Raw genomic sequence first — 14,727 nt, forward strand, 5'->3', positions numbered from 1 at the left:
CGAATCGGGTCACACTCTGTCAGGTGGTCGCCTTTTCTGTTTCTGCCATCAGGCGCGGGTCTGCGTCATCCGCGACACACTGACCAGCGCGGCCACGGCGGCAAAGCTGCCCGCCAGCAGCAGCGAAGCGTGCGTCCCGCGTTCATCAAACAGATTAAACATCAGCGCGACCAGCGCGGCACCCATACTCTGGCCCAGCAGGCGCGCGGTGCCCAGCATGCCGCTGGCGCCGCCGCTGCGATGACGCGGAGCGGAAGTGACAATAGTGTGGTTGTTGGGTGACTGAAACAGCCCAAAACCGGCACCGCAGAGCATCATGCGCCAGATTATATCGCCATCACCCGGGTTAGCCGGAAGCCAGGCGAGCAGAAACAGCCCCAGGGCGAACATAGCCAGCCCGATGCCGCCCAGCAGCCCGGCATGCACCCGTTCAATCAGCCGGCCGGCAATCGGCGCAAACACCATGGTTGCCAGCGGCCAGGGCGTCAGCAGTAAACCGGTTGCCACCTCATCACGCTGCAGGACGTTTTGCAGAAAGAAGGGCAGCGACACCATCGCCAGCATCTGCGCGCAGAACGAACAGACCGACGTTCCCATCGACAGGCTGAAAATCGGGATACGCAGCAGATCAACCGGCAGCAGCGGCACCGCCATGTTTAACTGACGACGAATAAAGAACCAGCCCACAACCAGCAGAGCAATGACCTCCAACAGCACCAGCAGATGACTCTGTCCCTGTGCAAACCCGCTCAGCGCAGAGATGATCAGACCAAAGAACAGGGCGTTCATGATCGCGCTGGGAACATCAAATTTCTGCGCCGTCGCTTTCTGCGGATTATCAGGCAGCGTGCGCAGCGCCAGCCAGAGCGCAATGGCACCCAGCGGGACGTTAATCAGAAACAGCCACTTCCAGCTTGCCACCGAAAGAATCGCTGCGGCGACCGTCGGGCCTGCCGCGGTTGAAACCGCCACGACCAGCGAGTTGATCGCCATGCCGCGTCCCAGATGACGCTGCGGATAGATAATGCGTATCAGCGCGGTATTCACACTCATCAGCGCTGCACCTCCTAATCCCTGCAGCACGCGGGCGAAAGTCAGCATGGTCAGGGTGGTGGAGAAGGCGCAGAACAGCGAAGTGGCAATAAACAGCGCCAGGCCCGCCTGATAGACGCGGCGATAACCCAGCATGTCGCCCAGAAAGGAGAGCGACAGCAGCGAGACGATAATCGCAATCTGATAGGCGTTCACTATCCAGATCGACTGCGCCGGGCTGGCATTCAGTTCGCGCGAGATAGTGGGCAGGGCGACATTGGCTATCGCGCCATCCAGCACCGCCATGGTCAGACCCAGCGCGATGGTGACGATTGCCATATAGCGCTGACGCGCGGGTAATCCATCCTGAGGAGGAGAGAGTGTCATAAGTTAATTACTAAAGAGGGTGAATATCATCATGCTAATGAAATTAACGCTGAAATGCAGCGATCTGACGGATAAAAAACTGTCTTTAAATATGACGTAATGGTTAAAGCATTGCTGCCTTCGTATGCCTCACTCTATACTGACAGTCCGTTCCATTTTTTTTGAAACAGGTTTAACAAGGTGCGCGATGTCCTCTGCTGAAAATGATAAACAGCCCGATTCCGTCTCTTCGGTACTTAAAGTGTTCGGCATTCTGCAGGCGCTGGGTGAAGAGCGCGATCACGGTATTACTGAGCTCGCGCAGCGCGTGATGATGTCAAAAAGCACCGTTTACCGTTTCCTGCAGACCATGAAGTCGCTGGGTTATGTCACGCAGGAAGGTGAGAGCGAGAAGTACTCACTGACACTGAAGCTGTTTGAACTGGGCGCTAAAGCGCTGCAGAACGTCGATTTAATCCGCAGTGCGGATGTGCAGATGCGTGAGCTTTCGCGTCTGACCAAAGAGACCATTCATCTGGGGGCGCTGGAAGAGGACAGTATTGTCTACATCCACAAAATCGACTCCCTCTACAACCTGCGTATGTATTCGCGCATTGGCCGTCGTAATCCGCTGCATACCACCGCGATTGGGAAAGTTCTGCTCGCCTGGCGCGATCGCAGCGAAGTTGAGGAGATCCTGCGGGACGTCGAGTTCAAACGGAGCACGGCCAATACGCTGTTAAGCGCGGAAGCGTTGATTACGGCGCTGGATCAGGTAAGAACACAGGGCTATGGTGAAGATAACGAAGAGCAGGAAGAGGGCTTACGCTGCCTCGCTGTGCCGGTGTTTGACCGTTTTGGCGTGGTGATTGCGGGACTGAGCATCTCTTTTCCCACCATTCGCTTTTCAGAAGATGCCCGCCAGGATTACGTGGCCATGCTGCATCGGGCGGCGCGTACGCTCTCCTCAGAGATGGGCTATCACGACTATCCGTTCTGAAAACAGCGGGCCATGTGGCCCGCTGTTTTGTTAATTATCGATCACTTCTCCGCTTTTCTTCAGCAACGGACAATCAGTCACGCCCACCACGCCACTGTCAGTATGCAGATACTGCGCACTGATCACACCGCGAGCGGTCAGATAGCTGCACTGCAGGCCAAGGCCGGCGGCATTTTTAGTACTGCCGGTTAATACGCCATAGCCGGTAAACAGCATCGCCAGCCAGATCACCGCCAGCAAGCCTACCGTACGAATAAACAGTTTCATTATGTCTCCTTGTGAAAGATAACTCAGCGCTCCACCTGGTGCCGCCGGTTATGATGATATCAGCATGCCTCGCTTTTCTGGTGGGATCGATCAGAGATAACTGAAACGGCAAATTCTGCATTGATGTTAACCCCATTATCTTTTGCGATTGCGACAGGTAGAATGGGCGGTTGCCATGTTCTGGCGTTTCCACTTAGTTTTACGAGGCAGTTATGAATGAGTTAGCCGCAAATTCGGGCCCACTGGTCAGCTATGGCCTGCTGGTCATTATTTTGATTGTGGCGTTTATCGCCTGGTTCTTTGTCAACCGCGCCAGCGTGCGCGCCGGTGAGCAAATCCGCTTACTGGAATCTTTGCTGGAAGAGCAGAAGAAACAGAATCAGCTGCTGCGCCGTCTGATTGAGATGCAGCCAGGGGCAGAGAGTAAAAAAACCGATGACGAACGCGAGAAACGCGACTTTATCCGGTTGATTCCGGAACGATAATCACAGCAGAGAGGCGGGATGGTCTGGAAAAATCCGTGGTATGACAGCAGCAAAGCGCATCACACGCCCGAGGGATTCTGCAATCCTGAACCGGAACGGCGCAAGCCGGGCGATCTGCAGCGCTGGCGCAGGGAGCGCAAAGCACAGGGACTGCCGCTGCCACCGCAGCAGGGCTACAGGGCTTTCACCGAACAGTGGTGGCAGCCCGCTGATATCAGCGGCAGTGACGATCGCATCTGGTGGCTGGGACATGCCGCCGTGCTGCTGCGGCTGAACCAGCAATATATCCTGATCGATCCCGCACTCTCGTCACGCGCCTCACCACTCTCTTTTGCCGGGCCGCAGCGAAAAACGCCCGCACCGCTTAGCATCGCTGATCTGCCGCGTCTGGATGTCGTGCTTATTTCACATAACCATTACGATCATCTTGATCGGCCGACGGTTAAAGCGATCGTCCGGCGTTTTCCGCAGGCGACCTTCATTGTGCCGCTGGGCCTGGAAAAATGGTGCAGGGCGCGGGGCGTGAAACAGGTCCATCAGCTCGACTGGTGGCAACAGTTTACTGTCGGCGACCTCTGTTTTGATGCGGTGCCGGCACGTCACTGGAGCATGCGAACGCCGCGCGATCGAAACCGTTCGCTCTGGTGCGGCTGGGTCGTGCGTTCTGCCTCCGTGCGCTTCTGGTTCTCGGGCGACAGCGGCTACAGCGATAGTCTGCCGGAGATTGCGGCCCGACTCGGCCCGTTCAGCCTGGCGGCTTTGCCGATTGGCGCTTATGCACCTGAATGGTTCATGGCGGGCCAACATATGAATCCCGATCAGGCGGTGGCGCTGTGGCAGGCAGCAGGCAGGCCGCTGACGCTGCCCATCCACTGGGGCGTGTTCGAACTGGCCGATGAGTCGCTGGATGCGCCACCCAAAGAACTGGCGGATGCGCTGCTGCGGGCAAACGAGCAAAAGGGCGGTTTCGCACCGTGGCGAATAGGCGAAAGCCGCGGGCTGAATAAGGACACCCAGGAATTATCCTAAAACCTCAGAGTTAAAACAAAAGCCCGTTTTTATTATCTGATATCAATTTTTCAAATCAAAAGTTAAATTCTTAATAAGTAAAATCGGGCTCAATGCTTTTATTTGGAGCAGGACGACTGTCTGGCTCCTGCTTTTGGTGCAAAAAAAGTGTTATCTGTACGAAATAAAAGGCGCTGTACAGGATTGACGCCGGATTATTGATATTTTCAACTTTTCGCGCTTCGCTTATTCATTCTGTTATTGCCATATTTGTGAAATATTAATTTCTTATGGTATCCATTGGGTTAGACCCGGCAACAGAGGCCGGAGAGGGGTCTGGCCAGAGTGCGGGCTTAATTTGCATCGGCATTTGTAAACGCCACAGAACAGGCAATGTGAGCCTTCTGGCAATTATGTGCGCAGGCTGGCTGAGGCCCTTAAAAATGGCTTGCCATTGTTTTTAGGATATGTGATAACAAATCCTGAGTTAAACGAGGTACAGTTCTGTTTATGCATGGCATCTTCTGTAAAGAAGTCTGTAAAGAAGAACGAGTAAAGACGTTGACGTTGAATACCGCTTCCTTGCCGAACCTTAATTAGTGCCTCATGCAGTAATGTCTCTGGTTTTTCTGTACGACAGCCTTCGGGCTAAATAAACATCTAAAGGAATTTGCAAAATGGCAAAGATTAAAGGTCAGGTTAAGTGGTTCAACGAGTCTAAAGGTTTTGGTTTTATCACCCCTGCTGACGGTAGCAAAGATGTGTTCGTACACTTCTCCGCTATTCAGGGCAATGGTTTCAAAACCCTGGCTGAAGGCCAGAGCGTTGAGTTCGAAATTCAGGACGGCCAGAAAGGCCCGGCAGCCGTTAACGTTACGGCTATCTGATTCAACTCCGCCTCGGTGCATTGCACCCTGACATGAAATCTCAAAGCCCTGGCTTCTCAGCCGGGGCTTTCTTTATGCTTCCGATGCGTAAACGTTAAGGTTACACTGCGCCGCGTTATCTGATGCCGGAGCACCCTATGTCCCTGATTTGCCCTCTTTGTCACTCTCCTCTCGCCTTCACTGCGCGCAGCTGGTGCTGCGAGAATCGCCATCAGTTTGACCAGGCGAAAGAAGGGTATGTCAATCTGCTGCCCGTTCAGCATAAACGGTCACGTGAACCGGGTGACAGTGCAGAGATGATGCAGGCAAGACGCGAATTTCTTGAGGCAGGCTACTACCAGCCGCTGCGTGATCGGGTCGTCAGCCTGCTTGCGCCCGCGCTGAGCCAGCCGGAGTGCAAAATCCTGGATATCGGCTGTGGCGAAGGTTACTACACCGCCGCACTGGCTGACGCAGCAGGCGAGGCCGGGCAGGTCTATGGGCTGGATGTCGCCAGAATGGCGATCCGGCTGGCAGCAAAGCGCTATCCGGCCGTGCGCTTCTGCGTCGCCTCCAGCCAGCGCTTACCCTTTGCCGATCACGCCCTGGATGCGGTTGTCCGAATCTACGCACCCTGCAATGAAGCGGAACTGGCTCGCGTGCTGAAGCCGGGTGGCCTGGTACTGACCGTGACACCGGGCCCGCATCATCTGCAGCAGTTCAAGGCGCTGATTTACCGCGAAGTGCAGTTGCATGTGCCGGAGCAGAAAGCGTATCCCGGATTCCGCCAGGTGGCGCAGCATGCGCTGCGTTACCCAATGGCATTAACCGGCGCAGCCGCGACGACCCTGCTTCAGATGACGCCGTTCGCCTGGCGGGCGCGTGAAGAGGTCTGGCAGACCCTGCAGCAGAGCGAGCAGTTCAGCTGCGACGCAGACTTTACCCTGACTGTGTGGCAGCGCGACTAGCGCGCTTCGACCAGGGTGTTATAGATGCGCTCCAGATCGTCGAGTTGCTGCACCGCGATCAGCAGCCGACGCTGTTCCAGCTGAATCACCAGAATGCCATCCTCAGAGAGATTCATGCCCTGAATTCGCCGGTAATCGATCCAGACACCGGCGTAAAACAACCCCTCACTTTTCATCAGCAGCGTTGGCTTTCGCAGCCAGAATAACCAGAACGCCAGAAAACACAGCACCATCAGCAGTGAGGTGGTGAGTTGCGGGCCGTGATGACTGACGTTGTTCCACAGCAGGATCAGCAGCAGGCCGATGAAAATCAGGCTATCCAGCTTATGCTGCCTGCGCAGCGCAACCCGTAAGCGGGTCGGGCCGTGGCGACGCGGCAGAATCGCCTCATGATAAATGGCAAACCCCATCAGGGCGGCAATACAACACGCAATCAGCGCATCGGTTAATGACATCACAGCTACCTCAAACAGGGTGAGCTCAGCCGGTTGTGGCTCAGCTCACCACGCTTAAAAGCCGGGAGCGCAGGCTCCCGGCCGGGTGAAATTACAGACCGAGCAGGCCGATCCAGTAACCAAAGATACCGATAGCAAAGAAGCCGACGATAATCCACAGCGCGTTCACTTTACGGCGTAACAGCCACATACAGCCAAAGGTCAGCAGCAGCGGCACCACGCCCGGCATCAGCTGATCGAGGATCGACTGTACGGTGGTGACGGTGGTTTTACCGGTCGAGTCGGTAATACGTGACACCACCAGCGGAATGTTAACGTGTGTCCACTTGTTGACCAGCGCCCCCATGACAAACAGGCCGAGAATCGACGCCCCCTCCGTGAGTTTCTGCAGGAAACCGCCGCCCATATCACTGACGATATCTATCCCTTTGCGATAGCCATAGGCCACGCCGTAGTAGCGGGTCAGCAGACGTGCCAGGTTAAACAGCACAAAGAAGAGCAGCGGACCCAGCAGACTGCCACTCATGGCGATACCGGCTCCCAGCGCGGCAAACACCGGGCGCACCGTACCCCAGAAGATCGGGTCGCCAACACCGGCCAGCGGTCCCATCAGGCCGACTTTAAGGCCGTTAATCGCGCCATCGTCGATCGGTGCGCCGTTAGCACGCTGCTCTTCCATCGCCATAGTCACGCCCAGAACCGGCGCGGCCACATAAGGATGGGTATTAAAGAACTCCAGATGACGCTTGATCGCCTGCTTACGATCATCATTGTTCTCAGGATAGAGACGGCGGATCACCGGCACCATTGAGAAGCAGAAGCCCAGCGCCTGCATGCGTTCAAAGTTCCATGAACCCTGGAACAGATTAGAGCGCAGAAAGACGGCGCGAACATCACCGGGTGTCAGTTTCTTTTCAACTTTCGTAATATCAACCATGTGCTCACCTGTTCCTTAATCGAGTTCGTTATCAAGATCGTTTGCGGTCGCTGCACCTGTTGGTGCTCCCGCCACACGGTTGTATTTCGGGCTGAGCTGAATGTAGAGCACCGCCATGACCACGCCAATGACGCCCAGCGCCACCAGGTTAAAGTTGGTGAAGGCCGCGGTGACGAAGCCCAGGTAAAAGAACGGCATCAGGTAGCCTGCGCGCATCATGTTGATGACCATCGCATAACCGACCACCACAATCATGCCACCGGCGATATTCAGGCCGTTGGTCACCACGTCCGGAATAGAGCTGAGTAAGGCATGGACCGCACTGGTACCGACCGAAATCGCCACAATCAGCGCCGGGATGGCGATACGCATCGCCTGTAACAGCAGGGCAGAGACGTGGATCCAGGAGATGGCCGTGAGATTACCTTTCTCTGCGGCTTTGTCAGCCGCATGCTGGAAGGCGACGGTCAGCGTACGCACGATTATGGTCAGTACCTGTCCGGCGGCGGCCAGCGGAATCGCCAGCGCAATACCGGCACCCACACTTTGACCGCCAGCGATAACCAGGATGGTCGAGATAATGGAGGCGAGGGCGGCATCAGGCGCAACGGCGGCACCGATGTTCATCCAGCCCAGCGCAATCATCTCCAGCGTACCGCCGATAATAATGCCGGTTTTCATATCACCCAGCACCATACCAATCAGGGTACAGGCCACCAGGGGACGGTGAAACTGGAACTCATCCAGAATCGACCCCATACCGGCAATACAGGCGACAATAAAAATCAAAATAATTTGTAGCGAGGTTATTTCCATCATACTTCTTGTCCTCAGCAGGATAACCAGGAGCCCGGAAACGCAGGCGCATAAGTGCTTCTGTTACGCGTTAACTTTTGCAATCAGATCCATCATTTTCAGTTTCTGGTCACTGGAAACTTTACGCACTTCCAGTTCAATATTGCGTTCATTGAGTTTGCGGAACGCGGCAATATCTTTTTCATCGACCGAGACCGCATTATTGACCTGGGTTTTCCCCTGGCGGAACGCCATACCGCCGATGTTGACGGTTTTAATATCGACACCCTGTTCCACCACGCGCAGTACATCGGTGGGATTGGTAAACAGCAGCATCACGCGATCCTGACCATACTTCGGGTTGTTCCACACCCGCACCATCTTATCGACATCCACCACATGGGCCGTGACGCCGGGCGGAGCGACCTGCGTCAGCAGAGTCTTGCGCACATGATCGTTGGCCACTTCATCGCTGACTACGATAATGCGCTGAACGTTGGTCTCTTTGGTCCAGCGCGTTGCCACCTGCCCATGAATCAGACGGTCATCAATGCGTGTCAGCCCGATTTTCATGTGGTCACCGGGCGCCATCGGCTTAGCCGGTTGCGCCGCAGCAGCCGGTTTTGCCGCGGCTGGCGCTGGCGCTTCTTCTTTGGCTTTCAGGGCTTTGACCCCTTCACGGCCGGTCTCCACCGCCACGGCGACCAGCTCGTCAAAACCGGGATTGTCATCGCGCGCCATCAGCGTTTCGACCAGCATCGGGATATTGACCCCGGCGATGACCTCATACTGCGGTTTGTCGACCACAATGCGACTGGCCGCATTGAACGGACTGCCACCCCAGGTATCAACTAAAAACAGTACTCCCTGCGTCGTATCAAGTTCTGCCAGTCGTGCCTGATATTTTTCAATCAGCGTTTCTGCATTTTCACCGGGGACAAAATCTATCCAGCCGACATTGTCCTGCTCGCCCAACAGCATTTCTGCTGTTTTCAGCAGTTGTTCCGCTGCCCAGCCGTGTGTACCAATTACTATCGCAATGGTCACGTGCTACCTCCGTTCGCTAGAGATGCTCATCTGAGTCAATGAACTGTATTGAAGTGCTTTGATGATCTGTTTAACCGGATGATTCGAATTATCGGTATAGCGTCGAAAAAACATGGGTTAACTACGTCAAGGCGGTAAAGTCGCGATTTATTTTAGTGATCGAAAAAATAAATTATGTGATGTCTGTCAGCTATTCATCCTGTGAAGCGGCCAGTAACCCTTTTTATGCGCCTGATCATCCGTCAGGCAGATTGTAAAAATAAGAAAATTTTTTGACGCAATTCGCCGACCTGATACATTAACGTTCTGTTTATTACTCAGGAGTAACGGGCTTCAGCCCACCTTTATGGATCGTCACCGACGTCGCTTAATCTGTTCTTTGCGCCTGCTGGCGCGTCACCCTTCGCCTCACGGCGTTTTCACCGCTTTCCCGACTACCTGCATGTCACGCTTTGCTGCGCTGATAAGCGGCACCGCGATCTGTTCCCTGTTCTGGAGTCATAAATAATGGAATTTTTATTCGACCCCTCAATCTGGGCGGGTTTACTGACGCTCGTGGTGCTGGAAATCGTACTCGGCATTGATAACCTGGTCTTTATTGCCATCCTGGCCGACAAACTGCCGCCGAAGCAGCGTGATAAAGCACGCCTGATTGGCCTGTCACTGGCGCTGGTCATGCGTCTGGGTCTGCTGTCGCTGATCTCCTGGATGGTGACGCTGACGACGCCTCTCTTTAGCGTAGGCGGTTTCAGCTTTGCCGGTCGTGATTTAATTCTGCTGGCGGGTGGTCTGTTCCTGTTGTTTAAGGCGACCATGGAGCTGCACGAGCGGCTGGAGAACCGGCAGCTCGACGGATCCGGTAATCGGGGATATGCCAGTTTCTGGGCTGTCGTGACGCAGATTGTGGTACTGGACGCCGTCTTCTCGCTGGATGCTGTGATTACCGCCGTGGGTATGGTGAACCACCTGCCGGTGATGATGACCGCCGTGGTGATTGCGATGGGTGTGATGCTGCTGGCATCTAAGCCGTTAACCAACTTTGTTAACGCGCATCCGACAGTAGTGGTGCTCTGTCTGAGCTTCCTGCTGATGATCGGTCTGTCGCTGGTGGCAGAAGGCTTTGGTTTCCATATTCCTAAAGGCTACCTCTATGCGGCGATTGGCTTCTCGATTCTGATTGAGCTGTTCAACCAGGTTGCACGTCGTAACTTTATCCGCCATCAGTCAAATCGCCCGATGCGTGAACGCACTGCCGAAGCGATTTTACGCCTGATGGGGGGCCGCAACCGTGCCCAGACCGCCAGCAATGGCAACACCAGCAGCAGCGAAGAGGCTGCACTGGCGGAAGCGATGCCGCAGGAAGCGTTTAAAGATGAAGAGCGCTATATGATTAATGGCGTGCTGACGCTGGCTTCCCGCTCGATTCGCAGCATCATGACGCCACGCGGTGAAATCTCCTGGGTCGATGCGAATCGTCCGGTAGATGAGATTCGCGGTCAGCTGCTTGATACGCCACACAGCCTGTTCCCGGTCTGTCGGGGTGAACTGGATGAAATTGTCGGTGTAGTGCGAGCCAAAGAGCTGCTGGTGGCGCTGGAGCACGGTGTGGATGTGGCAACGTTTGCGGCCAATACACCGACTATCGTGGTGCCGGAGACGCTGGATCCGATCAACCTGCTTGGCGTGCTGCGTCGTGCTAAGGGCAGCTTCGTGATTGTCACCAATGAGTTTGGTGTGGTTCAGGGTCTGATTACGCCGCTGGACGTGCTGGAAGCGATTGCGGGTGAATTCCCGGATGAAGATGAAACGCCCGATATTATTGCGGATGGTGATGGCTGGTTAGTGAAAGGGGGGACCGATCTGCACTCGCTGCAGCAGTTGCTCGACTTCCATGAACTGGTCGACCCGACAGAAGACCACGCCTCGCTGGCGGGCCTGCTGATTGAGCAGAAAGGGCAGTTACCGCTTCCTGGCGATGTGATTGATATCACTCCGCTGCACTTCCAGATTATCGAAGCGACCGACTACCGTATCGATCTGGTGCGTGTCACTAAAGATAAACCGCATGATGAGGATGAAGAGGACTAATCGTTCTCGTTGATGCAGCGGCGCTGCCGGGTTTACCGGCCGCGCTGAATTTCTCTGACAGCCGCTGGCTCATTGCCGCGGCTGTTTTTTTGTCTGTGGCGTAAGGTCATCAGGCAGGGCGAAACGGGGCTCAGGCGATTGTCACCTGCGGGCATCAGCCTGATGCTGCGCCAGCCACGCCGGGAAGTCCTGCAGCGGCATCGGACGGGCAAAATAGTAGCCCTGAAGATGATCCACGCCGCGTTCGCGCAGATACGCCGCCTGCTCAGCCGTCTCCACGCCTTCCGCCACCAGACTGATATTCAGGCGCTGGGCCAGCGAAATCACCATATCCGTCACCGTGGCATTAATCGCGTCAGTGCCGATGGCTGCGGTGAAAATCTTGTCGATTTTCAGCACATCTGGCTGCAGATCTTTCAGGTAGGAGAGCGAGCTGTGACCGGTGCCAAAATCATCAATCGCCAGCCGGACACCGATGTCGTGCAGTTGCGCAATCACCGACTGGTCCACGACCGGCAGGGCATCGCGCTCGGTGAGCTCCACCACCAGTTTCGGCACCGGATTGGCAGGCCACCACAGGTTGTGCAGATCTTCCAGAATGGCGTGGTCGCGGAAGTGGCTGGCGGCAACATTAATGGCGATATGGAACGCGGGATCGTCGGGCAACTGCGGTAACTGACTCACCACCTCATTCAGTACAAAGCGCGTCAGCGGTTTGATCAGGTTCTGTCGTTCGGCCAGGGGAATAAAGACATCCGGGGCAATCCAGCCCTGACGGGGATTATGCCAGCGCAGCAGTAACTCAATACCGTCGCACTCACCACTTTTGGTGTTGATCAGCGGCTGGCAATAAACCATAAACTCACGGGCCGTAATGCCATAACTGATTTGCCAGCTCAGGCTCATACGATTTGCGGTCGCCAGCCAGACGATGTAACCCATAAGCAGACTCAGCAGCAGCGCCAGCGGGAGCTGTGAGGGAAGCGTCGCCAGCGCCAGGCGGGTCGGAGAGGGGCCATAGAGGGTAAGCGTAAACGGATAGCGCAGCGAGCCCTGCTCATAGCTCACTTCATCATCTGCCGGCACCGTGGGCTCGATCAGTGGATTGCCATACTCCAGGCTCTCCCCGTTGACGTTAAAGACAGCGCGTTCCACCCAGGGCAACTGCGGCTCCAGCAGATAATTGCTCATCATTTCGATGTTGATCACCTGCAAAATCCCGGAGCGGTTATCCAGGCTCTTTGGCGTCCACAGCAGTAAAATGGGCGAGCCTTTCAGCAGGTACTCATCGGTTGCCAGCGTCATGCGCTGACTGTTAAAGGCTAAGTCAGGGTAAGTCTGGCTAAAGGGGATGGTGCGCGGCCCATAAATACTGGAGCAGTAGAGCACGTCGTTATCCACCAGCAGGATCGCCCGGACCGTCTGCAGGGAAGAGATTTTTTCGATGAGTGGAAAGCGAACATCCTGACAGGGAACGCCGACCAGACCCAGCGTATTATTGGCTGAAACCTCCAGCGGTGAAAACATCCGGTCAAACCGCATAATCGCTTTATCGGCGAAATCCATCGCCTGCTGCTCGATACGTGACTTCTCTTCGATATAGCGAAAGGCCAGGGTTAATATCAGCACCACGGTGGCGATCGACAGCGCTATCAGCACACGCTTGCGTCTGAATTGTCCAACATTTTGCTGGGCCATAAACATCTGTATCCACCTTCCCAAAAGCCAGTAAAAAGCAAAACACAACGGGGTGAGTATCGGCACGGTCAGATCAACATTGAGGCCGGAATGCAGAAAAGCGGGTCTGGAAAGTTGCGTAAGCCGGACGGCTGCGCGGAAATCACTCTACCGGTTAAACCTGCGCTGAGATAGCGCAGGATGCGGATTTTATTACGTTTGCACGTTTTTTAGTCAGTTAATCGTTTCGCTTAATCACACTGAACTTTAATCGCCAGACCGCCACGCGAAGTTTCACGGTATTTGGCGTTCATATCTTTGCCGGTTTCATACATTGTCTCGATAACCTTATCCAGCGAGACGCGGGGTTCGCTGGTGCGCCTAAGTGCCATGCGCGCCGCATTAATCGCTTTAACCGAGGCGATAGCATTGCGCTCAATGCAGGGCACCTGAACCTGACCGGCTACCGGGTCACAGGTCAGTCCAAGGTTATGTTCCATGCCGATTTCAGCCGCCACGCAGACCTGCTCCGGACTGCCGCCCAGCAGTTCAGCCAGACCGGCCGCCGCCATAGAACAGGCGACACCCACTTCACCCTGACAGCCCACTTCCGCGCCTGAAATAGAGGCGTTCATTTTGTACAGCACGCCGATGGCGCCAGAGGCGAGGAAATAGCGCAGGAAAATGTCGGGTGTCACTGGCTCAATGAAGTGATCGTAGTAAGCCAGCACCGCAGGCACGATACCGCAGGCACCGTTAGTTGGCGCAGTCACCACGCGGCCTCCCGCGGCGTTCTCTTCGTTAACGGCCAGCGCATACATATTGATCCAGTCGATTACAATCATCGGATCGCTGGAGTGCTTGTCAGAGGAGGTCAGCAGACGACGCAGGGAGGCGGCGCGACGGGGCACGCGCAGTGGCCCTGGCAACACGCCTTCGGTATTCAGACCGCGATCGATACAGGCCTGCATCGTCTGCCAGATGTTAGTGAAATAGGCATGGATCTCATCGCGGCTGTGCAGCGCCAGCTCATTTTTCATCACCAGACCTGAGAGTGACAGGCCGGTTTCACGACAGTGAGCCAGCAGATCTTTGGCGGAGTGGAACGGCCAGGGCACAGAGACTTCATCCAGTGCCGACTGTCCGAAATGCTCTTCATCAACAATGAAACCGCCGCCAACGGAGTAATAGGTTTTTGACAGGATCAGCAGGTCACCGGCAAACGCGAGCAGGCGCAGGCCATTTTCATGCAGCGAAAGGTTCTCACTGCGAAATACCATGCCGCCTTCGCGCGGGAAATCCACTTCGTGTGCGCCTTTCGCCAGCAGCAGTCGCTCACGCTGCTCAACATCTTTAATAAAGGCGGGGATCGCATCGATATCCACCGTATCCGGCGATTCACCCGCCAGACCCATAATAATGGCGATATCAGTGTGATGGCCTTTGCCGGTCAGAGAGAGAGAACCGTAAACATCCACGGCGATCCGGGTGACCTCCTGCAGCTTTTCCTGTTCGCACAGCAAATCCACAAACTGTTTACCTGCTTTCATCGGGCCGACAGTATGCGAACTTGAGGGGCCGATGCCCACTTTGAACATGTCAAAAACACTAATCACAGGTGACACTCCTCACAATTATTCTCAGTCTGCCGGGGCAGTTTATGGCGCCCATAGTAATGGTCATGCACCAGGAAAGAGCAGCTTTTCGCATGAAATAAACTTATCAAAACTCATAGA

The 14,727-nt window shown here is 55.2% G+C and carries 14 protein-coding genes; 6 read left to right on the plus strand and 8 right to left on the minus strand.

Annotation, left to right across the window (positions count from 1 at the left end):
- Positions 1-48: 48 nt before the first annotated feature.
- Positions 49-1,419 (minus strand): MFS transporter, encoded by a 1,371-nt coding sequence (locus ACXKZD_RS08360; protein WP_488981999.1) that lies wholly within the window; start codon positions 1,417-1,419, stop codon positions 49-51.
- Positions 1,420-1,606: 187 nt separating this feature from the next.
- Between ACXKZD_RS08360 and kdgR the strand changes: the two genes are divergently transcribed.
- Positions 1,607-2,398: a DNA-binding transcriptional regulator KdgR gene (gene kdgR, locus ACXKZD_RS08365; protein ID WP_010670769.1), complete on the plus strand. Its 792-nt coding sequence runs from the start codon at positions 1,607-1,609 to the stop codon at positions 2,396-2,398.
- Between the two features lie 30 nt (positions 2,399-2,428).
- On the opposite strand, the gene ACXKZD_RS08370 is transcribed toward kdgR, so the two are convergent.
- Positions 2,429-2,665, minus strand: a complete 237-nt coding sequence (locus ACXKZD_RS08370) for a YobH family protein (RefSeq protein ID WP_010258788.1) — start codon at positions 2,663-2,665, stop codon at positions 2,429-2,431.
- 212 nt (positions 2,666-2,877) lie between these two features.
- Here ACXKZD_RS08370 and ACXKZD_RS08375 point away from each other — a divergent pair, with 212 nt between their 5' ends.
- The 4 genes from ACXKZD_RS08375 (at position 2,878) to rlmA (ending at position 5,992) form a co-directional block, all read left to right on the plus strand.
- Complete coding sequence (locus ACXKZD_RS08375) at positions 2,878-3,150, plus strand: YebO family protein (protein ID WP_325177292.1); 273 nt, start codon at positions 2,878-2,880, stop codon at positions 3,148-3,150.
- An 18-nt stretch (positions 3,151-3,168) separates the two neighbouring features.
- A complete protein-coding gene (locus ACXKZD_RS08380; protein WP_111533876.1) occupies positions 3,169-4,179 on the plus strand; it encodes an MBL fold metallo-hydrolase in 1,011 nt (336 codons plus the stop codon).
- A 656-nt stretch (positions 4,180-4,835) separates the two neighbouring features.
- Complete coding sequence (gene cspE / locus ACXKZD_RS08385; protein WP_003852684.1) at positions 4,836-5,045, plus strand: transcription antiterminator/RNA stability regulator CspE; 210 nt, start codon at positions 4,836-4,838, stop codon at positions 5,043-5,045.
- Positions 5,046-5,182: 137 nt separating this feature from the next.
- On the plus strand, positions 5,183-5,992 hold the full coding sequence (gene rlmA, locus ACXKZD_RS08390) for a 23S rRNA (guanine(745)-N(1))-methyltransferase (protein ID WP_031591383.1): 810 nt from the start codon (positions 5,183-5,185) through the stop codon (positions 5,990-5,992).
- Here rlmA and ACXKZD_RS08395 read toward each other — a convergent pair.
- The 4 genes from ACXKZD_RS08395 to manX all read right to left on the minus strand — a co-directional run bounded on the left by ACXKZD_RS08395 (position 5,989) and on the right by manX (position 9,226).
- Positions 5,989-6,447 carry a DUF986 family protein gene (locus ACXKZD_RS08395; RefSeq protein ID WP_488982000.1) on the minus strand — a complete coding sequence of 153 codons (459 nt, stop codon included), beginning with the start codon at positions 6,445-6,447 and terminating at the stop codon, positions 5,989-5,991. The two genes, rlmA and ACXKZD_RS08395, sit on opposite strands and share 4 nt — an antisense overlap.
- A gap of 91 nt (positions 6,448-6,538) precedes the next feature.
- On the minus strand, positions 6,539-7,384 hold the full coding sequence (locus ACXKZD_RS08400; RefSeq protein ID WP_010260523.1) for a PTS mannose transporter subunit IID: 846 nt from the start codon (positions 7,382-7,384) through the stop codon (positions 6,539-6,541).
- A 15-nt stretch (positions 7,385-7,399) separates the two neighbouring features.
- Positions 7,400-8,200, minus strand: coding sequence for a PTS mannose/fructose/sorbose transporter subunit IIC (locus ACXKZD_RS08405; protein WP_010670765.1), 801 nt, complete (start codon positions 8,198-8,200; stop codon positions 7,400-7,402).
- 63 nt (positions 8,201-8,263) lie between these two features.
- On the minus strand, positions 8,264-9,226 hold the full coding sequence (gene manX / locus ACXKZD_RS08410) for a PTS mannose transporter subunit IIAB (protein WP_010260527.1): 963 nt from the start codon (positions 9,224-9,226) through the stop codon (positions 8,264-8,266).
- Between the two features lie 507 nt (positions 9,227-9,733).
- Here manX and ACXKZD_RS08415 point away from each other — a divergent pair.
- Positions 9,734-11,314, plus strand: a complete 1,581-nt coding sequence (locus ACXKZD_RS08415) for a TerC family protein (RefSeq protein ID WP_488982001.1) — start codon at positions 9,734-9,736, stop codon at positions 11,312-11,314.
- A 141-nt stretch (positions 11,315-11,455) separates the two neighbouring features.
- Here the strand turns inward: ACXKZD_RS08415 and ACXKZD_RS08420 are convergent, their stop codons facing one another.
- Both ACXKZD_RS08420 and ACXKZD_RS08425 read right to left on the minus strand, forming a co-directional pair.
- Complete coding sequence (locus tag ACXKZD_RS08420) at positions 11,456-13,018, minus strand: EAL domain-containing protein (protein WP_132499952.1); 1,563 nt, start codon at positions 13,016-13,018, stop codon at positions 11,456-11,458.
- 224 nt (positions 13,019-13,242) lie between these two features.
- Positions 13,243-14,607, minus strand: coding sequence for an L-serine ammonia-lyase (locus ACXKZD_RS08425; RefSeq protein WP_010260538.1), 1,365 nt, complete (start codon positions 14,605-14,607; stop codon positions 13,243-13,245).
- Between the last annotated feature and the right edge of the window lie 120 nt (positions 14,608-14,727).

Source organism: Pantoea sp. ABR1s (genome assembly GCF_057812235.1).

Coding starts and splice junctions, on each gene's coding strand:
- ACXKZD_RS08360 (WP_488981999.1), bottom strand. CDS start 1,419: ATGACACTCTCTCCTCCTCAGGATGGATTACCCGCGCGTCAGCGCTAT.
- kdgR (WP_010670769.1), top strand. CDS start 1,607: ATGTCCTCTGCTGAAAATGATAAACAGCCCGATTCCGTCTCTTCGGTA.
- ACXKZD_RS08370 (WP_010258788.1), bottom strand. CDS start 2,665: ATGAAACTGTTTATTCGTACGGTAGGCTTGCTGGCGGTGATCTGGCTG.
- ACXKZD_RS08375 (WP_325177292.1), top strand. CDS start 2,878: ATGAATGAGTTAGCCGCAAATTCGGGCCCACTGGTCAGCTATGGCCTG.
- ACXKZD_RS08380 (WP_111533876.1), top strand. CDS start 3,169: ATGGTCTGGAAAAATCCGTGGTATGACAGCAGCAAAGCGCATCACACG.
- cspE (WP_003852684.1), top strand. CDS start 4,836: ATGGCAAAGATTAAAGGTCAGGTTAAGTGGTTCAACGAGTCTAAAGGT.
- rlmA (WP_031591383.1), top strand. CDS start 5,183: ATGTCCCTGATTTGCCCTCTTTGTCACTCTCCTCTCGCCTTCACTGCG.
- ACXKZD_RS08395 (WP_488982000.1), bottom strand. CDS start 6,447: ATGTCATTAACCGATGCGCTGATTGCGTGTTGTATTGCCGCCCTGATG.
- ACXKZD_RS08400 (WP_010260523.1), bottom strand. CDS start 7,384: ATGGTTGATATTACGAAAGTTGAAAAGAAACTGACACCCGGTGATGTT.
- ACXKZD_RS08405 (WP_010670765.1), bottom strand. CDS start 8,200: ATGGAAATAACCTCGCTACAAATTATTTTGATTTTTATTGTCGCCTGT.
- ACXKZD_RS08415 (WP_488982001.1), top strand. CDS start 9,734: ATGGAATTTTTATTCGACCCCTCAATCTGGGCGGGTTTACTGACGCTC.
- ACXKZD_RS08420 (WP_132499952.1), bottom strand. CDS start 13,018: ATGTTTATGGCCCAGCAAAATGTTGGACAATTCAGACGCAAGCGTGTG.